Genomic DNA, 20420 nt, shown 5'->3' on the forward strand with positions numbered 1-20420 from the left:
CAGCCTAGGTTGGGTGGCTGCTTTTTGGGTGGCTTGCCGGGCGCTAGGTGCCGATTTTGCGAAATCAAAAAAGCCCACGTATAGTTATTGGAGTCCGCAGCGGAGACGAAAGAAACCGCAGCAGATATAGGCCCCCATCGTCTAGCGGCCTAGGACACTGCCCTTTCACGGCAGCGGCACGGGTTCGAATCCCGTTGGGGGTACAAACAACCATTTATGGTTGTCAGATGGAGAAATCCATTGGCTTGCGAAAGCAAGGCCCTGTAGCGCAGTTGGTTAGCGCGCCGCCCTGTCACGGCGGAGGTCGCGGGTTCAAGTCCCGTCAGGGTCGCTCAATTTACTAGAAATGGTAAATTAGGTGTCCAAATATTGTGACGCCAGGCTCTGTAGCTCAGTTGGTAGAGCGTTCGACTGAAAATCGAAAGGTCACCGGATCGACGCCGGTCGGAGCCACGCAGGCCCTCGGGTAACCGGGGGTTTTACTGTGTGTGTTGGGTTTCCCAAAACACCAGGCCCTGTAGCGCAGTTGGTTAGCGCGCCGCCCTGTCACGGCGGAGGTCGCGGGTTCAAGTCCCGTCAGGGTCGCATTGTAAAAAACTCCAGTTCTTCGGAACTGGAGTTTTTGTTTTCCCTGGCTCGTTAGCCAACCGTGGGTCCCGGCCTACAGGCCGATCTTTAGTTGGCTCGACCCAGCTGGCGCGGACCGATCCAGCGGTTGTTTAGACGTCGGTAGGCGGCCGCGGCGACGGTCATATCCCCGTCTTCGAGTGCTTGAATTCCGTAGACCAAGTCGTTGACCGATTCGTCGGGCCAGAGGATCTCGGCAAGAAGTCCGTAGTCCAGCTCGATAACGGCCTGAGAGTCGAATGACTCCAGCCAGCCTCCCAGGGAGCCGAGCTCCTCGAAGAGCGGTGCCTGGGGTGCGTGGGTGGCCATGGTCTGGACCGCCCATGCGAGCCGTTCGATGGCCTGTTCAAAGGGAACCAGCAGACGGACGGTACGCAGGCGTTCTCCGACGTAGAGCACCTCGCACTCGTCATCATCACGAAACAGGGTGAACCAGCTCAGCGGGATGCCCCAGGTGGACGTGCGGGTGTGCAGGTGCGTCAGGTCTGCGGCGAGTTTGTCCGTATCTACCCGCTGGCCGTTCGCGCGGCGTGCGGCCGGCGGGATGAGCAGGTCGAATACTTCGGCGCGCATGGCTTCTTCGGCCTGTTCGGCCGCCAGCAGGCTGCGGGCCTGTATTTGCGAGGGGCAGTAGCGTGTGTGCTCTGCTCCCTGATAGTCCAGAACCTTGACCGAGCGGAAGATCTCCTGCTCGGTATGCGGGAAGGGATCCGAGACGCCGCGCAGGGTGCGTTGCCACAGCTGCTGGTTTTCCAGCGCATCCAGCTGTTCGGGGGTGCGCGGAGGAGTGTTGAGGATGATTGACTGGGCCCAGTCCTCGAAAGCGGACAGCGGCTCGTAGACGCGCAGGTGCGCGGTCGCAGCCGTGAGGTCGTCGAGGGGCCCAGTCATCTTCATTCCCCTAATCTATCCGTCCAGTTCCACAATTACCGGTGTATGGTCGCTCGCGCCCTTGCCTTTGCGCTCTTCGCGATCAATGCTCGCCCCGGTGACACGCGCGGTCAACGCCGGTGAGGTCAGCGAGAAATCAATACGCATCCCTTCGCCCCGGGGGAAGCGGAGCTGGGTGTAGTCCCAGTAGGTGAACTGTCCTTCGGTATGCGGGCGCACCACATCGGTGAAGCCGGCATCCTCGAACGCGGAGAACGCGGCTCGTTCCGGCGCCGAGACGTGGGTGAGTTCGTTGTCGCGGAAGAAGTCGATGTCCCAGACATCCTCGTCCTTCGGGGCAATGTTCCAGTCGCCCAGTAAGGCGATTTGGGCTTCCGGGTCGGCTTCCAGCCAGCCGATGGCATCCTGCTTCAGCGCATCAAGCCACGTGAGCTTGTAACCCATGTGTTCATCATCCAGGGCGCGGCCGTTGGGGACGTAGAGGCTCCAGATGCGTACGCCGCCGCAGGTGGCGCCGATGGCGCGGGGCTCCAGGATCGGGTTTTTGCCGCCCTTGCCGAATTCGGGCTGACCCGCGAAACCGCGCTGCACGTCTTCCAGGCCAACACGCGAAGCAATTGCCACGCCATTCCACTGGTTGACGCCGCAGTGAGCGACCTCGTAATCGTTATTTTCAAACAATTCCCACGGGAAATTGTCGTCTTTGCATTTTGTTTCCTGGATGGCCAGGACATCTACGTCGGTGCGGCGCAGCCAGTCTTCAACACGGTCGGCTCGGGCGCGCAACGAATTTACATTCCAAGTCGCAATCTTCACTTGTTCAACCTATCAAGTTTGGCCGAGTCAGCCACTTCAATCTAATTGGATGTCCGAGTATATTCGTTGCTAAAGGTGACCCTGATCACTCAAAGGAGAGGTTCTTGTCTGAAATCCTGACCGAACGCCGAGGGCATTTGGGGCTCATCACCCTGAATCGACCGGAATCCCTGAACGCACTGAACACCACAATGTGTCGAGCTATTTTGGACATCTTGTTGCAGTGGCGAGAGGACCCACGGATCGCTCAGGTGGCCGTTGTCGGGGCGGGGGACCGGGCGTTCTGTGCCGGCGGTGACATTGTTGCGATTTATCGCGACATCCTCTCGCGTGAAGGCACCTCGGAGGATTTCTGGCGCGTTGAATACCAATTGAACGTCTTGATTGATGAGTATCCCAAACCATACATCGCGTTTATGGACGGGATTGTGCTTGGCGGGGGCATTGGAATCTCCGCTCATGGCAGCCACCGAATTGTGACCGAGGCCAGTCGCTGCGGTATGCCGGAGGTTGGAATCGGGTTCTTCCCTGACGTTGGCGGCACGCACCTGCTTTCGCGGGCGCCGTGGGCTGCGGGGAGGCTGGCCGCCCTCACCGGAATGAAGTTCGATGCCGCGGACACCATGGCCCTGGGGCTGGCCGATACCTACGTGGCGCAGGCGCAGATCCCGGCTTTGCTGGCGGCTTTGGAAGATGAACCAGTGGACCGCGTGCTTTCGAGGTACGCCGGAATTCCGGAGGGAGGGTATCTGCAGGAGGAATGGGTCCAGTCCTTTGCCGAAACGAGTATTCCGGCGGTCGTGCTGGGTCTCTCAAAATTTGAGAACCCCCGCGCCGAGGCGGCGCTGTCGGCGCTCAAAGCCGCGTGCCCCAGCTCGGTGCGACTGGTTCAGGAGCTGCTGCGGCAAGCCGGAGTGGACCTGCGTGAAGATTTGATTAGAGAGTTCAGGGCTGCGGTTCACCGGCTTGATGACCCAGACTTTGCCGAGGGAATTCGCGCCGCGGTGATTGATAAGGACCGCAACCCGCAGTGGACTGAGCTCCTGGCAAACCTCACTGCAGAGCAACGCACCGCCCGGCACTTCGGCCCCTTGGCTGGATCCGAGTTGACCTTCACCCTGGTGGACCAGGGGCTACGTGAAAAGAGTGGACGATGAGCGAGCTGCCAGTAATCGGATTTCTGGGATTGGGGCACATGGGATTGCCCATGGCGATCAATCTTCACCGGGCCGGCTATAAACTCAAGGGTTTCGACGTTGTCCCGGCTGCGGTACAGGCCGCTGCGCAGGCCGGTATCCAGACCGTGGACAGCGGAGCCGCCGCGGCGCAGGGGGTGGATATCGTGTTGACCATGTTCCCCTCCGGCCAGCATGTTCTGGATGCGTATCGCGGATACTTGCTTGACGTGGCTCAGCCGAACACACTGTTTTTGGAGTGCTCAACCATTGATGTCGCCCAAGCGAAGGAAGCTGCTCAGCTGGCCGTTGCCGCCGGGCACCGCAGTGCGGATGCGCCCGTCTCCGGCGGGGTGGTCGGCGCCGAAGCCGGAACCCTGACCTTCATGCTCGGCGCGGAAGCTTCAGATCTGGAGCAGATCACCACGGTGTTGGAGCATATGGGACGACGGATTGTGCACTGCGGCGGTCACGGGTCGGGGCAAGCCGCGAAAATCTGCAACAACATGCTCCTAGGAATTTCGATGATCGGGGCTGCCGAAGCTTTTGTGCTCGGCGAGCGTTTGGGTTTGGAGCATCAGGCCCTCTACGAGGTGATTTCCACCGCGTCGGGGCAGTGCTGGTCTGTGACAACTAACTGTCCGGTGCCTGGTCCCGTGCCAAGCTCGCCGGCCAACCGGGATTATCAGCCAGGCTTCGCCGCGGCGCTGATGGCCAAAGATCTGGGGCTTGCCTCCAACGCAGTGGAGCATACCGACACGGATGCGCAGTTGGGCGCCTTGGCTGCTGCGCTCTACCGCAAGTTCAGTGATGCAGGCAATGCTGGAACCGATTTTTCCGGAATTATCAACGCCATCCGTGAAGGGACCCTCTAGGAGATCTCCTGATTTTTTGGCGGAAACGCGAAAGATTCTGGAACAGATCCCGCACCTCGCCCGGCAGTAAGCCGCTGCCTGCGAAGAGGTGATTATTGAGGTCGCTTCTCGCCGCGGACAAGACACCTCAACCCGTGGACGCAATCTCCAGAAGCCGTGTGCGGCCGTCGGCGGGGTGCTGAATTCTGCGCACCGGTCCGGTGGCCTCCAACCGATCCGCCGAATTGTTGAGGCTGGTGGCATGAACCTGTAGCAAACGGCTCACCATGTGTCATGGGCAGCGAACCCCGTTTGGAGAATTCCAAGAGTGCGAGGACCATAAATCGCGCATACGTGAGGCCTGGGGTTTCAGGATCGTGTCTGCACGCTGAATAAAGATTAGGGCCGCGCGCATCTGCGCTGTAAGCGCGGCCATGGTATCCGCTACGGCATTCCAGCCATGGGCAAGCCACTGGTCGCGGGCTTGAAACAACTTGTGCGGCGAGTTGAGTAGGTGTGTCAGCTGACTTGTGCTCGGCCAGGAGCGAATAGATTCGAAAGAAAGTACTTTCCAAAATGGAAAGTACTTGTTAGTCTCTAGATGCAAGGTCAAACACAAATCGCAGAGGAGCAAGACCATGAACAAGACATCGAATGCCAAGTACGCCATCACCATCATTGTTGCCGGTGCACTATTTGTGGCACTGGCCCTCTTTGCTTACTTCTCCGGGCAAAACTTCTTGGTTTTTGTGGGGATGGGAATCTTTATGGCAGTGGCTATGACCATGACTTCGCTGATCGCCCGTCGACAGGCTGCGGCTCGCGCGGCTGAAACCAAGAGCGCCTAATGAGCGACGAAAAGGAACTGGACGCCCAGCGGCAGCTGGCAGCGCTCGGGCAGGCTCAGGAAAGCATGGATCGTGCCCTGAGCTACGGTTCGAAACTCCTCGGCTGGTACAGCATCATCGTTTCATTGGTGATCGGCGCCCTGGCGTTCCTGCTTCAGCTGAATAACCCACGGGATAACATGGGCGGCTTCATCCTGATCATGGGACTTTATGTGGTCGTGATTGTGGCCGTCTCCCTGGCTTACCGCAAGCTGTATCGTTCGCTTCCGGTTGGCTACTCCAAGCGCTACACCAAAGGGTTTGTTTTCACGATCGTGCTTTATGCCGCTTCGCTGGCGCTCATGCCATTGGAGCTGGAGTCTTGGATCCTTCTGGTGTTGCTCGGATTGGTGGTCGCAGCGCCACTGCTGCTAGCTGGAATCGGGATGGTGCGGAAGTGAGCACCCATGCTCGGAATCGGCTCAACGACGATTTCTCCAATCCGGTTCGACTCTCCATCATGGGCTCGTTGACTGCCGCTGATGAAGCGGATTTCAAGTCACTCAAAGAAGCACTGGGGATTTCGGACTCAGTATTATCCCGCCACTTGAGCGCGCTGGAAGAGAAAGGCTACGTGCAGATCCGCAAGGGGTTCGTTGGAAAGCGCCCCAGGACCTGGGCCAAGCTCAGCACTGAGGGCCGCACCGCCTTCGCGGAGCATGTGCAGGCATTGAAGGAAATCACCGGAATAGCCTAGCGTCGATGGGTATTCCAAGCCGCTGGAAGAAGTCTCGGAGGTCAGCCTCGATCAACGTGTTGACTCTCTTGAGAACGTGCCGTCCGGCGGCTTGCCAGTGGGCGCAGTCGTCCCATCCAGCACGGTCCTAGACCAGTCGCACTTTTCTTCTCAGTCGAGCTCATGGGTCTCGGTCACTCCTGGCCGTGCACGTTCGTAGGCATCTAAAAGCCGCCGGGCATTGGCTGGTGAGCGGAAGAGATACGCGGTCTCCTGCCATGCCGCGTCACATCTGCCCTGAGGCCGGTTCGCCCGCTGAATTGCAGTTGAATCAGGTGACCCTTTCCTTGGCTTGATAGTGGGGCTGACCACATCAGCAGAGGCGCGTATCAGGTTTCGCTATATCGATAGCCGTGAAGCCACTGCGGTTCATGAACCACTACTACTTTGCGAGTCTGATGCTTGGCTCTCGCTTTTGATCCATTGTCCAAAATCGGGGTCAACGTAGCCTGCTAGTGTGGCAAGATCATCGAATTTCCTCTCTAGCTCAGAGGCCCAGATGCGATGGTGATGGCCGATCCTGTTCCTCAAGTCCCGAAGCGCGCCGACCTTCTTGCTGACGAGCGTTTGATTGCGGCCTTTCATGTAGGGGGAATGCTGGGCAAGATCCGGCCAGAGGAACATCTGACTCTTCGAAACCATCTGATGCCAAAGACTCAAAGAAATCTCAGAGATGACCTGCCTGGAATCCATGGGCATACGGTTTTTGCGCACCCGAGATTTCGCAGTGTCGATATCGACATAGGGGAAATCATGGCGCCGTGCCCCGCGGCCCGTATCACGACTTAATTCCCTGGAATCATTAAAAATCCAATGCCCGGTGCGACGTTTAGCAGTGTGTCGAGCACTCATCTGCCGGTTGATAGCGTTTCGCAAACCCACTTCTAAGTGGCCTAGAGATTCCCAGAAAACCGCTGAGATGTCCGAGATTCACTCGAATAGGAGTTTGGCTTGATCTTGATCTCCACCACATTCAGTGAGGTAGTGCTTGAGCCGTGCAGCGCCGAAACGAAACTCGTTGAACACCCAGGACTGCAGGTTGGCCATCAATACTCACTTTGTCTAAAATAGAAGAGAACATTCCGGAACCGTCCCTGTAGTCTTTTTTTACGAAAGACCGATCAAACGGCCGGGATTCTGCTTTTAAAACGTCATTTCACATGTTCGACTCGCTGAGCCTGAGGCGGCGGGGGAATGAGTCTAGGGTTAGCTTTCTGTAGCTCCGCGTATTGTTCTTGAGCATGCTGCGCGCAGGTTGCCAATGAACCCTTCGAGCCATTTACTGCCGTGGAGATGTTCCAGTAGCGGATGTCATCATTGGTACCAGTCGCGGGCAGCTGGTGATCCGTAAACTTCAGGTCGCGACTCTCAAGGACCGCAGACTTCCGTAGTGGCCTAGCTTGGCGCAGGGGTCGCCTTGTGAGAACGCAACGACCCTGCACTGCGAGTCGCTAAATCACCACCTCATGCGTTCGGTTCGTCTGGGCGCTGAGCCAGAACGAGGATTCCGCACTGCGAGATTGCAGGTTCAGAACTACTGCCAGGTCCAATGCCATTGAACGTATCTGACAACGCTCAGTCTGAATTCCAGCGGTCTTCACTCACGCGATCAGTCAATGGCCAGGGCCTCTTGGTTGAAAATTAATTGTCTACCGCGGCAGCTACTTCGGCCAACGCCGTGCGAACCTAAAGGTCCCGCACGGCGCTGGCTTTCCAAAGTGGGCTAACCCTGGGCGCGCCACCATGGATCCAAATTGGTGGCCGGCACGGTGCGCTTGTGCCGCGAGAGGGTAAAACGACGCTCGATGACCTGCGCCGCGGCCTGATCAATCTCACGGCCTTCAAGGTAGTCGTCAATTTGTTCGTAACGCAGGCCCAGCTCGTCCTCGTCGGTGCGTTGCGGCTGGCCGTCGAGCAGATCGGCGGTGGGGGCCTTGGCCCAGAGCTGTTCCGGCGCATTCAATTCACGCAGCAGCGCCTGGTTCTGGCGTTTGTTCAGTCCGGCCAGCGGGAGCAGGTCCGCGCCGCCGTCACCGAACTTGGTGAAGAACCCTGTGACCGATTCGGCTGCGTGGTCAGTGCCGATCACCAGCATGCCGCGGTCGCCGGCAATCGCGTACTGAACCACCATGCGGGTGCGAGCCTTGGCATTGCCCCGGTTGAAATCGCTGATGACCGGGTGCCCGGCATCAGCCAGCGCCTCATCGAGCGCGGCCACAGGTTTGGCGATGTTGACGTCGAATTCCTGATCAGCCGCGACAAATTCCATGGCGGCGGCGGCGTCGGCGGCATCCTGCTGCACCCCGTGAGGCAGCCGGACCGCGATGAACTCGGCCGTTCCGCCGGCTTCCCTGACCTCCTGGACGGCAAGCTGCGCCAGGCGTCCGGCGAGTGTGGAGTCGATGCCTCCGGAGATCCCCAAAACGAAACCCTTGGCGCCGGTTGCGGCCAAATAATCTTTGAGGAAGTCTACGCGGGAGCGTACTTCGTCGGCCGGATTGATGGACGGTTTGACGCCCAGCTCTTTAATGATCGCTGCTTGCAGTTCACGCATGTAACTAATCCTAGGCATACCGATGAGAGCCTGCAGGTCTTCCTGCGGGAAGGGCGGCGAAAGTTAACATGTTCTCAACATTCGCCGCAATTCCTAACGGTCTTCCAGATCCGGATCCCAGCCGAGGTTGCGTGCCATCTTTTCCAAGGTGGCAACCACGGCGTCGTACTCCGAGCCGTCGAGGTCCTGCCCGGACTGGGTGCGGATCCGCTCAACCAGCTCGCTGAGCTTGAGCAGTGAAACATGTCCTCGGTCGGTAATCGAGTATTCACCCTCGCTCAGAGAAATCCAGCCGGATTCCACCAATTCCGAGAGGTGCTCGGAGACCGAGGCAGGTTCGTCAGGCGACGCGAAAAACGGGGAGAGTCCGGCGGTCAGTTCCGGCTCGGTGGCCGGCTGCTGTTCCAAAAGATTCAGCACCTGCCATTGCCGGCGTGTCACACCGTGTTCTTCCAAGGTCGCTGCAAACTGCTCGTCAATCAGCGAATCCACCAATTTCAACCAGTAACCCAAGGGGCGTGTAGCGTTCATGGGATCAGCCTAGCGAGGATGCCGACTAGAATCGAGGGTATGAGCGAAACCAGTGCCCGTGGGCGTTTAAAAGAATTGATTCAGAAATTTGCCGTTGTTCGCGGCAAGGTCATCCTTTCGTCCGGTAAAGAAGCCGATTATTACATTGACCTCCGTAGGGTCACCCTGCAGCAGGAAGCTTCGGGTTTGGTTGGACAGGTCATGCTTGACCTGCTGGATGAGGCAAACCTCGAGTTCACCAACGTGGGCGGCCTGACCATGGGGGCTGATCCGGTAGGCACCGCGATCATGCACACCGCGCGTGAAAAGAACCGTGCCGTCGACGCGTTTGTGGTGCGCAAGGCGCAGAAGTCCTACGGCATGGGCCGTCAGGTTGAGGGGCCAAGCGTTGAAGGCCGCAACGTGATTGTTTTGGAAGACACCTCCACCACCGGTGGTTCGGCGCTGACCGCCGTCGAGGGCGTCCGTAAAGCCGGCGGCAATGTCATTGCCGTGGCAGTGATTGTGGACCGCGACACCGGGGCCAAGGAGCGTATTGAGGAAGAAGCCGGTGTGCCTTACCTCTTCGCTTACGGCAAGGATGAGTTGGGTCTGTAACCAAAGCCTTAATATTAGGGTTTGATTTCGAGGCTCCTAAATAGCTTCACATCAGGTCTTCGGGAGACCAGTAAACAATTGGGCCTTAGGCGACGAAAGTTGCCTAGGGCCCAGGCTATTCCCCGGATGCCCCGAGCGCGTTCGAAACTACAGAAACGTCGTTCAGTCCGTAGTGTTTTCCCCCATTCGGGGTGTCGGAATCCGCCGAGGTTTTTCCGAGGCGCCCTAGGAGAACCCCGCTGACTACCGAATGGTCAATGCAGGGTGAGCTGCCATTTGTTGAGTTCGGCAACGGCCTCTCCCGAGCAGTCTTCTCTGACAGGTCGGCATGCGTGACGCCGTTACCGAGGGACTGGGCAGTCGTGACGCACCCATGCTGATACAGCGCAATCTCACTCATTTTGTCGAGTTTGGTTACCGTCGGAGTGTCAAAACCTTGCCAAAAAGGAAAGGTTTTGACACTAGTGAGAATCTTGGTGTGTGCAATGAGTTTGGAGATAGGTATCTCACCGAATGTCAACTTTGGTTGACGCGCTAGCTTTTGTCAACTATTGTTGACGGCATGGAGCATGGAAATAAAACGGCCATCGATTCCGAAGACCGGGGAGGCCCATTGGCCCAACTGCGCCGGCTCACCGCCGGGCAGCGGGAACTGGCGCGGGAACAAACCGCCCAAGTGCGCCGAGCCCGTGCCGATGGATACTCTTGGCAGTCAATTGCCTCGGCGTTGGAAATTTCAAAACAAGCGGCACATAAAAAATACGGGCGTAACTAGGGATTATGCGCCTTGCGTTCGGCTCAAAGCCAGGCGTGAGAGACCGTGAACCTCTGCGTTAGTTTGCGGATGAGCCCCATCAATTTATCTGAAAACGTTTTAGGATAGGCGCTTACGCGTGTCGACCTGCTTAAGGCACCTCGTGTATTGCCGATGCGCTGAAATGTTGTGACGACGCAATCTTTCGTTCCAGCAGAGCCGCCGATGACGTTTCCATTTTCCGGCAATACTCAAGGGTGCAGTCCCTCGCAGAATGCGGCAGCGCGTAATTACCAACTGCGACGCTCACTATTGAAAGCGGAAAACTGACCGCTGGATCTTGTGCTCAAACATCCGCGAACCAGTATGCGACATAAACATGACGACGGTTGACTCGGAATCATTGCGCTGTTTATTGCTGATCGTGTTCTTCGTATCATTCAACGCAATCCGAAGTTTTCGGGATGCCGTCCAGTACTATTTGGACTTCTTGAAAAGCCTGCAGGCAGGTCCGACTTGGCAAAAAGTAGGATGTCCGTGACAGTTGCCGCTGAACTCCTACTGCCTTGTTGACCTGGGTTTGGGCACCTTTGGCGGTTTCGATCAGTGGGCCTAGTGCCTTTCGAGACGGGCTTGGAGCCTAGGATTTGCCGACGAGGAGCGATCGGTCGCTATTCCTCAATTTCTCCGCCAATCCTCCTTAGGTGTTGGCGAAAAGTAATGCCCTCACTTTCGCGGGCAGACAGGAAGTCAGCAAATCGGGCTTGCTCTCGCAAACTGGTCCCAGAGCGCATGAGGGAAGCCTGGCGGCGTTCGGTCTCACGAATGGCCACGGCAACCTCGGCAATGTCGGCTGCTCGTTCTAGTGGCATGGCCAAGAGGCCGTCGTCATCGCCCAGCACGAAGTCATCAGCAGTGACCGTGAAGTCGCCAAATTGTGCGTGTGTAATGGCGGTCTTCGACTGAGGATCAAGTCGCTGTGGGCCAGCCGGCAGCGATCCCATGCTGAAAATCGGAAGGTGAATTGCGCGTAGTTCGCGGGAATCCCGGTGCAAACCCCAAATGGCAATGCCCGCCAGTCCTGCTTGGGATGCTTCGAGCGTTACTAGGTCCCCAACACATGCTTCATCTGTGCGCCCCGAATTGTCGACGACCAGGACGTCTCCCGGGCAAGAGTTGTTGATAGCTTCCAGGAATACATCAACGCTCCCAGTGTGTTGAGCTGGAAGAACTCGGCCAACGATGTGGGTTTCTGACCAAAGTGCGTTCAACCCAGCGGGCGCCTGGCGTACGGGGATACCTAAGCGCATGACTGCGTCAGCGACATGCGGTGTTGTCAGATCTAGGTAGAGCCGCTGCAATTCGTGTGAATCCATTGGTGGTTTGCCTTTCGGTTGACAGGTGGCTTTGGAGGTCAGGTCCAGTTGCAAAGAAGTAGGTCAGACCGGCGCGTGATGGTCGACAACTGTTTTCATCACTAACGTGGAGGTCAGTCGTTGCACTCCTGGTAAGAGTGAAAGTTGCTGGTCATAAAGGGTTTGGTAGTGCTGCTTCGACTCGACGGCGACGAAAAGCTGGTAATCCGGTTCTCCGAATAGGCGGTGTGCTTGGACAACGTTTGGTATTTTCGCTACCGCGGATTCAAAAGCCGCTACCGCGTTGCCATCACCGGCACGCATGGTGACGAACACTAAGGCTTCGAAGGGCAGGCCCAGCAGGTCGAGGTCCAGATCGACGCTGAATCCTTGAATCACTCCCGATGCTTCGAGGTCGCGGAAACGTCGGTGGCAGGCAGATAGGCTCAAGCCTACTTTTTGCGCCACATCTGTCATCGTGGCTCGACCATCAATTTGCAGTTGAGAGAGAATCTCCCGGTCAAGTTCGTCCATGCAGAAAAGTATGCTCTCAAGGAGCAGATTTTGCAAAATTTTCGGAACACATTGCGCGGAAGTTCGAATATTATTGCATCAAAACGAGTTTGGGCTGGAAGGCAGCAGATGGAAATAGGGTTGGCGTGGGCATTCTGGGGTGTTTCAATGTTGTTCGTCCTGACTCCGGGGGCTGACTGGGCATATGCCATTTCGTCAGGGGTTAGGCAACGAGCGGCTGTTCTTCCCGCGGTGTCCGGCATGCTGATGGGTCATATTTGCGCAGTATTGTTGGTAGCTGCAGGTGTGGCGGCGGTCGTTTCTGCTTCGCATCTGGCGATGACCTGCCTGACTATGGTCGGTGCGATGTATTTGATTGTGCTGGGTATCCAAGCCTTGAGGAATCTCGCTGATTCCCCGGTCCACGCCGAAGGGACACTGCCTGGGAGAAACAAGCTGTTTGCTAAAGGAGTGGGTATTAGTTTGTTGAACCCGAAAGTTATGCTCTTGTTTCTTGCCTTGTTGCCGCAGTTCGCCAGCGCTGAAGCTTCGTGGTCGATAGGCCGGCAAATCGTTTCGCTTGGGGCAGTGCACGTGGCCAATTGTGCTTTGGTCTATTTTGCCGTTGGTTACGGGGCCAATACGGTGTTGAGCCGAAAGCCTCGTGCCGCTCGACGGGTCACCATCACCAGCGGAATAGTGATGATAGCGCTGGGTGCATTGTTGGTGGTGGAGAAAGTAGTGTCGGCCGTCAATGGGTAGTCAGAGTTTCAAGCATCTATGCGTCTACACATGCCTTTCACGGCAATTGATGGGCGGGAGTAGTTTCGCGCTTCTAAATGTAATCCTCGCGAATCTCAAATTTTGGGCTGGGACTCGCGGACATCGGGCAATCGCGATTAAACTCAACGGCCGCCGTTCAATTGTCCAGAAGTTGTCTGAACAATTGAACGGCGGCCGCGATGGTCTACAATCAGACCAAGTTATCTCCATAGGTCTACCAAATTGTTAAGCGTGTCATGTTGTCAGAGATGGAATACGAGACAATTCCCCTTGGCCGGCCAGAGCGACTTCTTGATCGTTTTCCACGGTGCTTCCGCTAACGCCGATGGCGCCAATGACTCTTCCATCGATAGTTAGCGGAACACCGCCTGCGAAAGTCACAAGGCCGCCGTTGGTGACTTCAATGCCGAACAGAGGCTGCCCCGGCTGGGCCAAGACTCCAAGTTGCTCGGTGGGCATATCGAAGTATCGAGCAGTGCGGGCTTTGGCCATGGCGATGTCAATGCTTCCCAGCCAGGCGCCGTCTTGGCGGGCGAACGCGGTCAGGTTGGAACCCGCATCCACCACGGCAACGTTCATCGACAATCCCAGAGCCTTGGATTTGGCTAGGGCCGCATCCAGTACTTTTTGCGCGAGTTCGTAGTTGAGTTCAATCATTGAAGTCTATTCAATACTTGGTTCCAGACGCGTTGTCACGGAAGAATTCCAGTAACGAAACACTACGAATCACCGCCGGCAACTCATGGAACACTCCACGATAGACCTCCGCGAGGATCTTCCAGTTCTTCAAATGCGCGTTGCCTCGTTCAACCGCAGCACGATGCTTTGACAGCTCTTTGTTGAACAGTTGATCATGCTCAATCAACTCCCCGGTTCCGGGACGGTGTCCCTTCTTGTACGGGATCATCCCGGACGTTCCTTGGTAGCCGAGATCCGCGAGGTAAGGCGACTCCGTCAGCAGCTGCTCCACACCGGTGTGGGTGAAAGCTACCCTGTCGTGCATCCTCCCGGGCACTGGTTCACCGATATAAAGGGCCCGTCCGGCCAGCGTGGTGACGACTTGGATATTGACGCAATGCCACTTCTTTTTCCCTGAGTAATGCGTTTTGATCGCGGGTCGGTGTTTGCGAACTCGCACGTCAGTGCCGTCTACGATCAAGGATTCACCCCTGGCTAGTGCCTCTTTCAGATCGGGTGCCTCCAACGCGAGAGCCATGCTGATCAATGGCATGATCTTGCGGTAGATCCGGGAGACTGTGGGTTGGCTGATGTCGTACTGGTCGGCGATGAATGCTTGGCGGACGTTGTGGCGCAGCAGGTGCAGGACGATCCGTAGTTGCTGGTGCAGGTTCAGAACCTTAGGTCTGCCACCGGGGCCTTTGTGGGGGTTGGGACGTGAGTCGAGGATCTGTTGGATCCTGTTCTGTAGTTCCATGAACTTGGTCAGGGGCAGACCTGTACTATACTTGTAACTCATCGGCTTCTTCGGTTTTTGTGTTGTTTGATCACTTCCATTATTAATCGTTGAAGCCGATTTTTCTATGTTTTCACTGGTCAGGTGATGAATGTCATTAACTAGAGTTATGAATTAAGTTCATTCTAAAGACAGTTAAGAATCGATATTCTGGATTTTATAACCGACAGGAGGTTCCCTTGCAGAAGCACATTCCGGCTAAAACCCGCCGCGAGGCCATCCAGGTCGGCGAGCACTTCTCCGATTGGAGAAAACTCACCGGCCTGAAACTCTCAGAAGTGGCTGAACGTGCGGGAGTCTCAATTAATACTGTCCGTGATCTTGAAAGCGGCAAGGGCAGCACTTCCTTGAGCAACGTCTTGCAGGTTGCCCGAGTCCTCAGCGTGGATTACCTGCTAGCCGAGGCGTTAGACCCCTACAACACAGAACTCGGACGGGCCCGATCTGCTGAGAAACTCCCGCAGAGGGTTCGGTCGTGAACAACAACATTCACGTCTGCGGGCCCGAATCAGTCCCGACCCAAGCGTTGCTTTCTCGTGATGGGCAGGCCCTGCAGGCTCAGGAGCGCGTGATCTTGAAAGTCGCCTTGAGCATCTTCGGATCTCGCGCGTTTTTACCAACGAGCAGGAAAAAAGTGCCTGGCTCGACGATACAATCTCCTTTGTGATCCACCAATGAACATGCGCTCGCCGGGACGGAAAACAGGTCGGCACATTAACCAGTCCCACATGCTGAGGTTAAAAGATGGATAGTTATCCTAGAAGCTCTCCAGCGCCGCGAAGGTTTACTTCTCCAAGACGAACTTTTTGCAGGTAATAATCTGGTGCTTCGCGTTCCGCTGTTTTCTGACTGAAAAATAGAGCTTCGGGAACCGGCGATTCCATGATTCCGAAGATCGGATTTCCGTCGGTGTCGTAATCGAGCGGTAGAAACGTGGTGTGGGTGAGATGCAGGATTTGGTCTCCGTCCAGGGATTTGTTGCCCGCGCCCTGCACCTTCCGCGCTTCCCAACTGACTTCCGTGTCCGAGTACTTATCCTGCAGTGCATAGCAGTCGCCCTCGCTGGACAAGACCGCAATAATTGGCTCTATGTACTCCAGTGGCGGAAATGGCTTAGGTTGTTTGCCGTCGACAACGTAAACCAATGAGTCATCTGAGGTTCTCGACCCACGTCGGCTTTTCGATTTTTGCCAGGGCCTTGCTTAGAGACAATATGGGGTGCCCTTCAGTACAGAAGTGTATGCAGCGGCATCATCACTCTGGCCATATGGCCTTCTTCGCTGTTTTGCAGGAGAGTTGGTGGTTCTTCTGGTTCGAGAAGATTGGAGTCGCTGCTTTTCTGAAACACGGCGTAGCCCCATCTGAAATTGGCTTTATTTCCCCCTAGGCCGTGCGTCGCCTAAGCGTCAGGGAACCAATAAGAAGCGCCCCCAAGATCCAGGCTCCGATGACCAACAGGCTAGTGAAGGTGGCGCTGTCTTCGGTGCCTGCGGCGACATCTCCCAGCGCGTCGATTGCGTGTGAAAGGGGTAGCCAATCACCAATGGCGTGCAGCACCTCGGGCAGCTGTTCGCGGGGCAGGAGCAACCCGGAGAGCAGGAACTGCGGGAGAACCAGCAACGGCATAAATTGAACTACCTGGAATTCGGTCCGGGCGAACGCGCTGGCCATGAGCCCGAGGCTGGTTCCGAGCAACGCATCCAGCGCTGCTACAAAAAAGAGCAGTCCGAGGCTTCCAGAGATCTCCAGCCCCAAAACCAAAACAGCGAAAGAGACCGCGATGATGGTTTGCAGGATGGAGATGAGCGTGAAGGCTATCGCATAGCCGAAGATGAATTCGCCTTTGGCCAGGGGCATGCTCAGCAGGCGCTCCAGGGTTCCGCTGCGTCGTTCGCGTAACGTGGCGATGCTGGTAACCAGGAACATGACAACAAAGGGGAACAACGCGATCATCGCCGGACCGATGTGTTGAAAGGTCCCGGTGTCCGTGAAAATCCAGGCCATCAAACCAATGAGCAGGCTGGGCACAACCAGCATCAGCGCGATGGTTCGTGGATCGTGCCGGATCTGGGTCAGTACCCTGGCTGCGGTGGCTAAGGTCCTTCTCACGACGTTTCTCCCTTCGCGGTAGTGCGGTGCCGTGCAGGCGGTGGGTTGTGCAGCTCGGTGGATTCCAACCCGCCGGCGGCAATGATCCGCAGGAAAGCTTCCTCCGGGTCATCCGCGCCGGTGCGCCTGAGCAAATCGCTGGGGGAGAGTTGCGCGAGAAGTTTTCCGTCTCGAAGCAACAGGATTTCATCGCAACGCATCGCCTCGTCCATGACGTGGCTTGAGACCACCAGGCAGATGCCGCTCTGTGCCAGCGTGGCAAATAATCCCCAGAGTTCCGCGCGGAGTACCGGATCCAGTCCGACCGTCGGCTCATCAAGGATGACAATATCCGGGGAACCAAGCAGCGCGACGGCCAGCGACACCCGGTTGCGTTGGCCTCCGGAGAGGTCTAAAACCAGGCGTTTGGACTGATCGCGCAGGTCGGTTGCTTCGATGACACGATCGGCTTCGGTGGCAGGCAAACCAAGAATTTTGGCGAAATACACAATGTTCTGTTGGACCGTCAGGTCATCGTAAACGCTGGCAGCCTGGGTCATATAGCCCACTCGGCTTCTCAGCGACTTGTGTCCCGCTGGCTGGCCCAGAACCGTAACCGTGCCGTCGGTGATGATCTGGTTGCCCACGATGCTTCGCAGCAGCGTGCTTTTGCCGCTTCCACTGGGCCCTAGTAGCCCAATGATGCGGCCCGGGGCCAGCGCGCAGTCGATATCCTGCAGGACCAGCGACTTGCCCCGTTTGACGTTCAATCGCTGCACTTGAATACATGCCGTCTTGTTCATCACACAATGAATTAGAGACCACCGCGCGGTCTGGGTCAATGCTTAGAGATACCAAGTCTGAAAGCGGCGGAAGGTTGTTACTCCGATGATCCGGGGAGATCAGTATGGACGGTAAGTCAAAGACTTGATCACTGCGAGTAAACGTTCAGTTCCCCTGTTTAGAGCGAGGTGTGGTTGCCATGAAGGACTGGTCTCAGTCAACCCTGGCTGACAGGGTTCACGCTCATCGTCAGGCAATTCGTATGCGTATGACTGTATCTACGAGAAGCGATTTACGTAATTAGATTGATTTAAAGAGTGTGTTCTGATTACCCTGCTAACAGGGGCGCTGTCTTTTCGCTTCACCGTTCACTCGCAAGAATGGAAAAAATGAGAAAGAGCATTTTCCGGGCCACCGGAAACGCGATTGCATCGTCAGTGTTCTCGATTGAGCTTCCAACGGGTGCACGTGCCAACACTTCACCTGTTTCGATTAGTTGTAGGACCTGACGTAAGCACCGAGTGCCTTAGCCTAGCCGACCTGCGTTGGGGGTAATTGGGCTAGAGCCATGGCGCCAAGACGAATGAGACCCAGACGCGTTGCTTCGGGCAATAAGCATTTTGTGTATTTCCGAAGCTAGCGGTTTTCAACTATTTTTTGATTAGTGAGGTTTAGATAAGATGTGGCTCATAGCGATAACATCAGGATTAGGGTGCGCTCTTCTTTTTAGCAAGTCCAGTACTCGACAGATACGTTGGCTGCCTACCGTGGCCTCGCTGGTTCTGATTATTGCGACGTATCTGATGTTGTTTGATCAGGGAACGCTCTGCGTAACACTTTTTGTTGTATCGGTAGTTCTAACGTACCTGGGGGACCTATACACGACGTGGTCGAATCATCCATATTTGCAAGGTGCGAATCCTTTAGCGCGCCTGTGGGAGATTTTTCGATGCCTCGGTTCCCTTCGAACCGCATCATCAATAATTTAACTTGTAAATCTTGATGCGCCCAATGGGTGGCCGGAGATCCCTTTTTTGGGCGGGCCGATCAAAGCTGAGCCATCTGGGAAGAACACATCCGTAGACGACGCAGTTTTTCGTACTGTACGTTCCCAAAACGAGATCTTGGTGGCCATCGCACGCGGCAGCGATCTTCGATGTGCAATGAAGCGTCGCTCGTGCGCCCAGAATGGAACCCATCTCGTTTTTTGGGGCGATGAAGCGCCTCGGTGCCAGGTCGAGTCTCACGACGGAAAATGAACTTCCAGGTCTCTCTTGCTGGAAGAGTCAGGCATTAAAAATGCGTAGCGGCCGGAGAACCGGCCGCTACGCAAGTGAAAACTACTGAGGCTACTTGGAATCGGCCTTGGCTGATGCCGGTTTGGTTTCGGCTGGGCGACCCTTGACGAGCTCGGCATGCAGGTTTGCCACGGACGGGTACTGCAAATCCGGGCGGAACGGGAAGGTATCCATATCCCCGGTGGCGGTGATGCCCGAATAAACCAGTGCGGTCAGCAGGCCGGCTTCCATGCCTGCCACGATGTCGGTATCCATGCGGTCGCCAATCATGGCGGTGGTTTCCGAATGCGCATCGATTCGGTTCAACGCGGAGCGGAACATCATCGGGTTGGGTTTGCCCACCACATATGGTTCGCGGTTGGTGGCCCGGGTGATCAGTGCGGCAATGGCACCGGTGGCCGGGAGGATGCCCTCGGTGGACGGGCCGGTGGCATCCGGGTTGGTGGCGATGAATTTCGCTCCGCCTTCAATCAGGCGAATGGCCTTGGTGATCGCCTCGAAGGAGTAGGTGCGGGTTTCGCCGAGCACCACATAGTCGGGGTTCTGATCGGTCATGATGAATCCTGCATCATGCAGGGCAGTGGTCAACCCGGCCTCGCCGATCACGAAGGTGCGTCCCCCGGGGCGCTGGCGCGCCAAGAACTCGGCGGTCGCCATGGCGGAGGTCCAGATATTCTCCTCCGGCACATCCAAACCGGAAGCCAACAGGCGGGCTCGCAGGTCGCGCGGGGTGTAGATGGAGTTGTTGGTCAGCACCAAAAAGCGCAAGTTGTTCTCGCGCCAGTACTGCAGAAGCTCTGAGGCACCCTTGATTGCATGGTTTTCGTGGACCAGGACGCCGTCCATGTCGGTCAACCAGCATTGAATATCGTGGACGGTGCGTGCTGCGCGGTTGCTGAGGGTCACGAGGTGTCATTCCTCCGGTGGCAGTAGGTGGTGGGAGCTATCTGCGCTGAAAGTTTCCCCTGTAAAACAAAGCCTACACAGCATCCGGTGACCGTGCAGTGAACGGCAACACTGATTTGAGCTACTACGCTTAAATACGTGAGCCATGAAGTGAATGAAGCAGCCGAAAATCCCGTCGAACACGTTATTGGTGTTGGGCCGTGGGAAGGCGAGCTGCCGCAGGACGAAAAATATGACCCGCAGCTATTGGCTGAAGGGGACCGTCGTAACGTTGCCGACAAATATCGTTACTGGAGCATGGACGCGATCATTGCCGACCTCGACGAGCGCCGCCACGACTTCCACATCGCCATTGAGAATTGGCAGCATGACATGAATATCGGCACCGTAGTCCGCTCCGCTAACGCTTTTTTGGCCAAGGAAGTCCACATCATCGGCCGCCGCCGCTGGAACCGTCGCGGCGCGATGGTTACGGATCGTTACCAGCATGTACGTCACCACGCAACGGTTGAAGAGTTTGTCGCTTGGGCTGAAGCCGAGGGGCTGACCATCCTGGGAATCGACATCTTCCCCGATTCCGTGCCCCTGGAGACATATGACATTCCACGTAACTGTGTGCTGGTTTTCGGGCAGGAAGGACCCGGGCTGAGCCCGGAAGTGCACGCCGCAGCGAAGGACACCCTGTCGATTGAGCAGTTCGGCTCTACCCGGTCCATCAACGCGGCTTCGGCCGCAGGTATTGCGATGCACGCATGGGTTCGACGCCACGTTTTTGGGCAAAAAGTAGGTTAACAAGGA

General features: G+C 56.6%; 24 protein-coding genes, 4 tRNA genes and 2 pseudogenes. 14 read left to right on the forward strand and 16 right to left on the reverse strand.

The annotated features are described in order from the left end of the window. Nucleotides 1-130: 130 nt before the first annotated feature. From ACIOWL_RS18060 to ACIOWL_RS18075, 4 genes are all read left to right on the forward strand, one after another. Nucleotides 131-203, forward strand: a tRNA-Glu gene (locus ACIOWL_RS18060). Nucleotides 204-257: 54 nt separating this feature from the next. Beyond that, nucleotides 258-331: transfer RNA gene (locus ACIOWL_RS18065), tRNA-Asp, on the forward strand. Nucleotides 332-380: 49 nt separating this feature from the next. Continuing rightward, nucleotides 381-453: transfer RNA gene (locus ACIOWL_RS18070), tRNA-Phe, on the forward strand. A gap of 58 nt (nucleotides 454-511) precedes the next feature. Further along, nucleotides 512-585 (forward strand) — tRNA-Asp (locus ACIOWL_RS18075). Nucleotides 586-675: 90 nt separating this feature from the next. Here ACIOWL_RS18075 and ACIOWL_RS18080 read toward each other — a convergent pair. Beyond that, the gene (locus tag ACIOWL_RS18080) at nucleotides 676-1518 is read right to left on the reverse strand and encodes a hypothetical protein (protein ID WP_400388313.1); all 843 of its coding nucleotides are present in this window, start codon (nucleotides 1516-1518) and stop codon (nucleotides 676-678) included. 15 nt (nucleotides 1519-1533) lie between these two features. After that, the gene (locus ACIOWL_RS18085; protein WP_400388316.1) at nucleotides 1534-2334 is read right to left on the reverse strand and encodes an exodeoxyribonuclease III; all 801 of its coding nucleotides are present in this window, start codon (nucleotides 2332-2334) and stop codon (nucleotides 1534-1536) included. Between the two features lie 104 nt (nucleotides 2335-2438). Between ACIOWL_RS18085 and ACIOWL_RS18090 the strand changes: the two genes are divergently transcribed. From ACIOWL_RS18090 to ACIOWL_RS18110, 5 genes are all read left to right on the forward strand, one after another. After that, nucleotides 2439-3491, forward strand: a complete 1053-nt coding sequence (locus ACIOWL_RS18090; protein WP_400388319.1) for a 3-hydroxyisobutyryl-CoA hydrolase — start codon at nucleotides 2439-2441, stop codon at nucleotides 3489-3491. Then, nucleotides 3488-4384, forward strand: a complete 897-nt coding sequence (gene mmsB / locus ACIOWL_RS18095) for a 3-hydroxyisobutyrate dehydrogenase (RefSeq protein ID WP_400388322.1) — start codon at nucleotides 3488-3490, stop codon at nucleotides 4382-4384. The genes ACIOWL_RS18090 and mmsB overlap by 4 nt, the downstream gene beginning before the upstream one ends. A gap of 617 nt (nucleotides 4385-5001) precedes the next feature. Then, nucleotides 5002-5211 (forward strand): hypothetical protein, encoded by a 210-nt coding sequence (locus tag ACIOWL_RS18100; protein WP_400388325.1) that lies wholly within the window; start codon nucleotides 5002-5004, stop codon nucleotides 5209-5211. Beyond that, nucleotides 5211-5651 carry a hypothetical protein gene (locus tag ACIOWL_RS18105; RefSeq protein WP_400388327.1) on the forward strand — a complete coding sequence of 147 codons (441 nt, stop codon included), beginning with the start codon at nucleotides 5211-5213 and terminating at the stop codon, nucleotides 5649-5651. Before ACIOWL_RS18100 ends, ACIOWL_RS18105 begins: the two co-directional genes overlap by 1 nt. Further along, on the forward strand, nucleotides 5648-5947 hold the full coding sequence (locus ACIOWL_RS18110) for a winged helix-turn-helix domain-containing protein (protein ID WP_400388330.1): 300 nt from the start codon (nucleotides 5648-5650) through the stop codon (nucleotides 5945-5947). The genes ACIOWL_RS18105 and ACIOWL_RS18110 overlap by 4 nt, the downstream gene beginning before the upstream one ends. On the opposite strand, the pseudogene ACIOWL_RS18115 reads toward ACIOWL_RS18110, so the two are convergent. The 5 genes and pseudogenes from ACIOWL_RS18115 to ACIOWL_RS18135 all read right to left on the reverse strand — a co-directional run. Next, nucleotides 5931-6056: pseudogene (locus ACIOWL_RS18115) on the reverse strand (hypothetical protein); the annotation flags it as partial. The gene ACIOWL_RS18110 and the pseudogene ACIOWL_RS18115 overlap by 17 nt on opposite strands. A gap of 41 nt (nucleotides 6057-6097) precedes the next feature. After that, nucleotides 6098-6211: pseudogene (locus ACIOWL_RS18120) on the reverse strand (type II toxin-antitoxin system prevent-host-death family antitoxin); the annotation flags it as partial. Between the two features lie 144 nt (nucleotides 6212-6355). Further along, nucleotides 6356-6838, reverse strand: a complete 483-nt coding sequence (locus ACIOWL_RS18125; protein ID WP_400388333.1) for a hypothetical protein — start codon at nucleotides 6836-6838, stop codon at nucleotides 6356-6358. Nucleotides 6839-7709: 871 nt separating this feature from the next. Next, nucleotides 7710-8540 (reverse strand): ammonia-dependent NAD(+) synthetase, encoded by an 831-nt coding sequence (gene nadE / locus ACIOWL_RS18130; RefSeq protein WP_400388336.1) that lies wholly within the window; start codon nucleotides 8538-8540, stop codon nucleotides 7710-7712. 93 nt (nucleotides 8541-8633) lie between these two features. After that, the gene (locus ACIOWL_RS18135; RefSeq protein ID WP_400388339.1) at nucleotides 8634-9071 is read right to left on the reverse strand and encodes a MarR family winged helix-turn-helix transcriptional regulator; all 438 of its coding nucleotides are present in this window, start codon (nucleotides 9069-9071) and stop codon (nucleotides 8634-8636) included. A 39-nt stretch (nucleotides 9072-9110) separates the two neighbouring features. Between ACIOWL_RS18135 and pyrE the strand changes: the two genes are divergently transcribed. Further along, nucleotides 9111-9668 (forward strand): orotate phosphoribosyltransferase, encoded by a 558-nt coding sequence (gene pyrE / locus ACIOWL_RS18140; RefSeq protein WP_400388342.1) that lies wholly within the window; start codon nucleotides 9111-9113, stop codon nucleotides 9666-9668. Between the two features lie 115 nt (nucleotides 9669-9783). Here the strand turns inward: pyrE and ACIOWL_RS18145 are convergent, their stop codons facing one another. Then, on the reverse strand, nucleotides 9784-10068 hold the full coding sequence (locus ACIOWL_RS18145) for a hypothetical protein (protein ID WP_400388345.1): 285 nt from the start codon (nucleotides 10066-10068) through the stop codon (nucleotides 9784-9786). Between the two features lie 162 nt (nucleotides 10069-10230). On the opposite strand from ACIOWL_RS18145, the gene ACIOWL_RS18150 reads away from it, so the two are divergent. Then, entirely contained in the window at nucleotides 10231-10443 is a 213-nt protein-coding gene (locus ACIOWL_RS18150; protein ID WP_400388348.1) for an AsnC family protein, read from the forward strand. A 650-nt stretch (nucleotides 10444-11093) separates the two neighbouring features. On the opposite strand, the gene ACIOWL_RS18155 is transcribed toward ACIOWL_RS18150, so the two are convergent. Next, nucleotides 11094-11798 carry an RraA family protein gene (locus ACIOWL_RS18155; RefSeq protein WP_400388351.1) on the reverse strand — a complete coding sequence of 235 codons (705 nt, stop codon included), beginning with the start codon at nucleotides 11796-11798 and terminating at the stop codon, nucleotides 11094-11096. 63 nt (nucleotides 11799-11861) lie between these two features. Next, nucleotides 11862-12311, reverse strand: a complete 450-nt coding sequence (locus tag ACIOWL_RS18160) for an Lrp/AsnC family transcriptional regulator (protein WP_400388354.1) — start codon at nucleotides 12309-12311, stop codon at nucleotides 11862-11864. On the opposite strand from ACIOWL_RS18160, the gene ACIOWL_RS18165 reads away from it, so the two are divergent. Further along, complete coding sequence (locus tag ACIOWL_RS18165) at nucleotides 12279-13052, forward strand: LysE family translocator (protein ID WP_400388357.1); 774 nt, start codon at nucleotides 12279-12281, stop codon at nucleotides 13050-13052. The genes ACIOWL_RS18160 and ACIOWL_RS18165 overlap by 33 nt on opposite strands. 255 nt (nucleotides 13053-13307) lie before the next feature. Here the strand turns inward: ACIOWL_RS18165 and ACIOWL_RS18170 are convergent, their stop codons facing one another. Then, complete coding sequence (locus tag ACIOWL_RS18170) at nucleotides 13308-13730, reverse strand: heme-binding protein (RefSeq protein WP_400388360.1); 423 nt, start codon at nucleotides 13728-13730, stop codon at nucleotides 13308-13310. A 10-nt stretch (nucleotides 13731-13740) separates the two neighbouring features. Beyond that, the gene (locus ACIOWL_RS18175) at nucleotides 13741-14508 is read right to left on the reverse strand and encodes a transposase family protein (protein WP_400388363.1); all 768 of its coding nucleotides are present in this window, start codon (nucleotides 14506-14508) and stop codon (nucleotides 13741-13743) included. 218 nt (nucleotides 14509-14726) lie between these two features. Here ACIOWL_RS18175 and ACIOWL_RS18180 point away from each other — a divergent pair, with 218 nt between their 5' ends. Continuing rightward, nucleotides 14727-15026 (forward strand): helix-turn-helix domain-containing protein, encoded by a 300-nt coding sequence (locus tag ACIOWL_RS18180; protein WP_400388366.1) that lies wholly within the window; start codon nucleotides 14727-14729, stop codon nucleotides 15024-15026. A 273-nt stretch (nucleotides 15027-15299) separates the two neighbouring features. Here ACIOWL_RS18180 and ACIOWL_RS18185 read toward each other — a convergent pair whose 3' ends face one another. The 4 genes from ACIOWL_RS18185 to ACIOWL_RS18200 all read right to left on the reverse strand — a co-directional run bounded on the left by ACIOWL_RS18185 (nucleotide 15300) and on the right by ACIOWL_RS18200 (nucleotide 19562). Then, nucleotides 15300-15692 carry a hypothetical protein gene (locus ACIOWL_RS18185; protein ID WP_400388369.1) on the reverse strand — a complete coding sequence of 131 codons (393 nt, stop codon included), beginning with the start codon at nucleotides 15690-15692 and terminating at the stop codon, nucleotides 15300-15302. A gap of 238 nt (nucleotides 15693-15930) precedes the next feature. Beyond that, a complete protein-coding gene (locus tag ACIOWL_RS18190) occupies nucleotides 15931-16656 on the reverse strand; it encodes an ABC transporter permease (RefSeq protein ID WP_400388372.1) in 726 nt (241 codons plus the stop codon). Beyond that, complete coding sequence (locus tag ACIOWL_RS18195) at nucleotides 16653-17438, reverse strand: ABC transporter ATP-binding protein (RefSeq protein WP_400388575.1); 786 nt, start codon at nucleotides 17436-17438, stop codon at nucleotides 16653-16655. Before ACIOWL_RS18195 ends, ACIOWL_RS18190 begins: the two co-directional genes overlap by 4 nt. A 1329-nt stretch (nucleotides 17439-18767) precedes the next feature. Beyond that, entirely contained in the window at nucleotides 18768-19562 is a 795-nt protein-coding gene (locus ACIOWL_RS18200) for an HAD-IIA family hydrolase (RefSeq protein WP_400388578.1), read from the reverse strand. Nucleotides 19563-19760: 198 nt separating this feature from the next. On the opposite strand from ACIOWL_RS18200, the gene ACIOWL_RS18205 reads away from it, so the two are divergent. Continuing rightward, nucleotides 19761-20414, forward strand: coding sequence for a TrmH family RNA methyltransferase (locus ACIOWL_RS18205; protein ID WP_400388375.1), 654 nt, complete (start codon nucleotides 19761-19763; stop codon nucleotides 20412-20414). The last annotated feature ends 6 nt before the right edge of the window (nucleotides 20415-20420 follow it).

The organism is Glutamicibacter sp. NPDC087344 (genome assembly GCF_044744225.1).
GTDB lineage: Bacteria > Actinomycetota > Actinomycetes > Actinomycetales > Micrococcaceae > Glutamicibacter.

Excerpts from the sequence above, each read along its gene's own strand:
- ACIOWL_RS18175 (WP_400388363.1), bottom strand. The coding sequence starts at position 14,508 with ATGGAACTACAGAACAGGATCCAACAGATCCTCGACTCACGTCCCAAC.
- ACIOWL_RS18125 (WP_400388333.1), bottom strand. The coding sequence starts at position 6,838 with ATGAGTGCTCGACACACTGCTAAACGTCGCACCGGGCATTGGATTTTT.
- ACIOWL_RS18100 (WP_400388325.1), top strand. The coding sequence starts at position 5,002 with ATGAACAAGACATCGAATGCCAAGTACGCCATCACCATCATTGTTGCC.
- mmsB (WP_400388322.1), top strand. The coding sequence starts at position 3,488 with ATGAGCGAGCTGCCAGTAATCGGATTTCTGGGATTGGGGCACATGGGA.
- ACIOWL_RS18170 (WP_400388360.1), bottom strand. The coding sequence starts at position 13,730 with ATGATTGAACTCAACTACGAACTCGCGCAAAAAGTACTGGATGCGGCC.
- ACIOWL_RS18145 (WP_400388345.1), bottom strand. The coding sequence starts at position 10,068 with ATGAGTGAGATTGCGCTGTATCAGCATGGGTGCGTCACGACTGCCCAG.
- ACIOWL_RS18080 (WP_400388313.1), bottom strand. The coding sequence starts at position 1,518 with ATGACTGGGCCCCTCGACGACCTCACGGCTGCGACCGCGCACCTGCGC.
- ACIOWL_RS18150 (WP_400388348.1), top strand. The coding sequence starts at position 10,231 with ATGGAGCATGGAAATAAAACGGCCATCGATTCCGAAGACCGGGGAGGC.
- ACIOWL_RS18155 (WP_400388351.1), bottom strand. The coding sequence starts at position 11,798 with ATGGATTCACACGAATTGCAGCGGCTCTACCTAGATCTGACAACACCG.
- pyrE (WP_400388342.1), top strand. The coding sequence starts at position 9,111 with ATGAGCGAAACCAGTGCCCGTGGGCGTTTAAAAGAATTGATTCAGAAA.
- ACIOWL_RS18105 (WP_400388327.1), top strand. The coding sequence starts at position 5,211 with ATGAGCGACGAAAAGGAACTGGACGCCCAGCGGCAGCTGGCAGCGCTC.
- ACIOWL_RS18200 (WP_400388578.1), bottom strand. The coding sequence starts at position 19,562 with ATGGACGGCGTCCTGGTCCACGAAAACCATGCAATCAAGGGTGCCTCA.
- ACIOWL_RS18160 (WP_400388354.1), bottom strand. The coding sequence starts at position 12,311 with ATGGACGAACTTGACCGGGAGATTCTCTCTCAACTGCAAATTGATGGT.
- ACIOWL_RS18195 (WP_400388575.1), bottom strand. The coding sequence starts at position 17,438 with ATGAACAAGACGGCATGTATTCAAGTGCAGCGATTGAACGTCAAACGG.
- nadE (WP_400388336.1), bottom strand. The coding sequence starts at position 8,540 with ATGCGTGAACTGCAAGCAGCGATCATTAAAGAGCTGGGCGTCAAACCG.
- ACIOWL_RS18135 (WP_400388339.1), bottom strand. The coding sequence starts at position 9,071 with ATGAACGCTACACGCCCCTTGGGTTACTGGTTGAAATTGGTGGATTCG.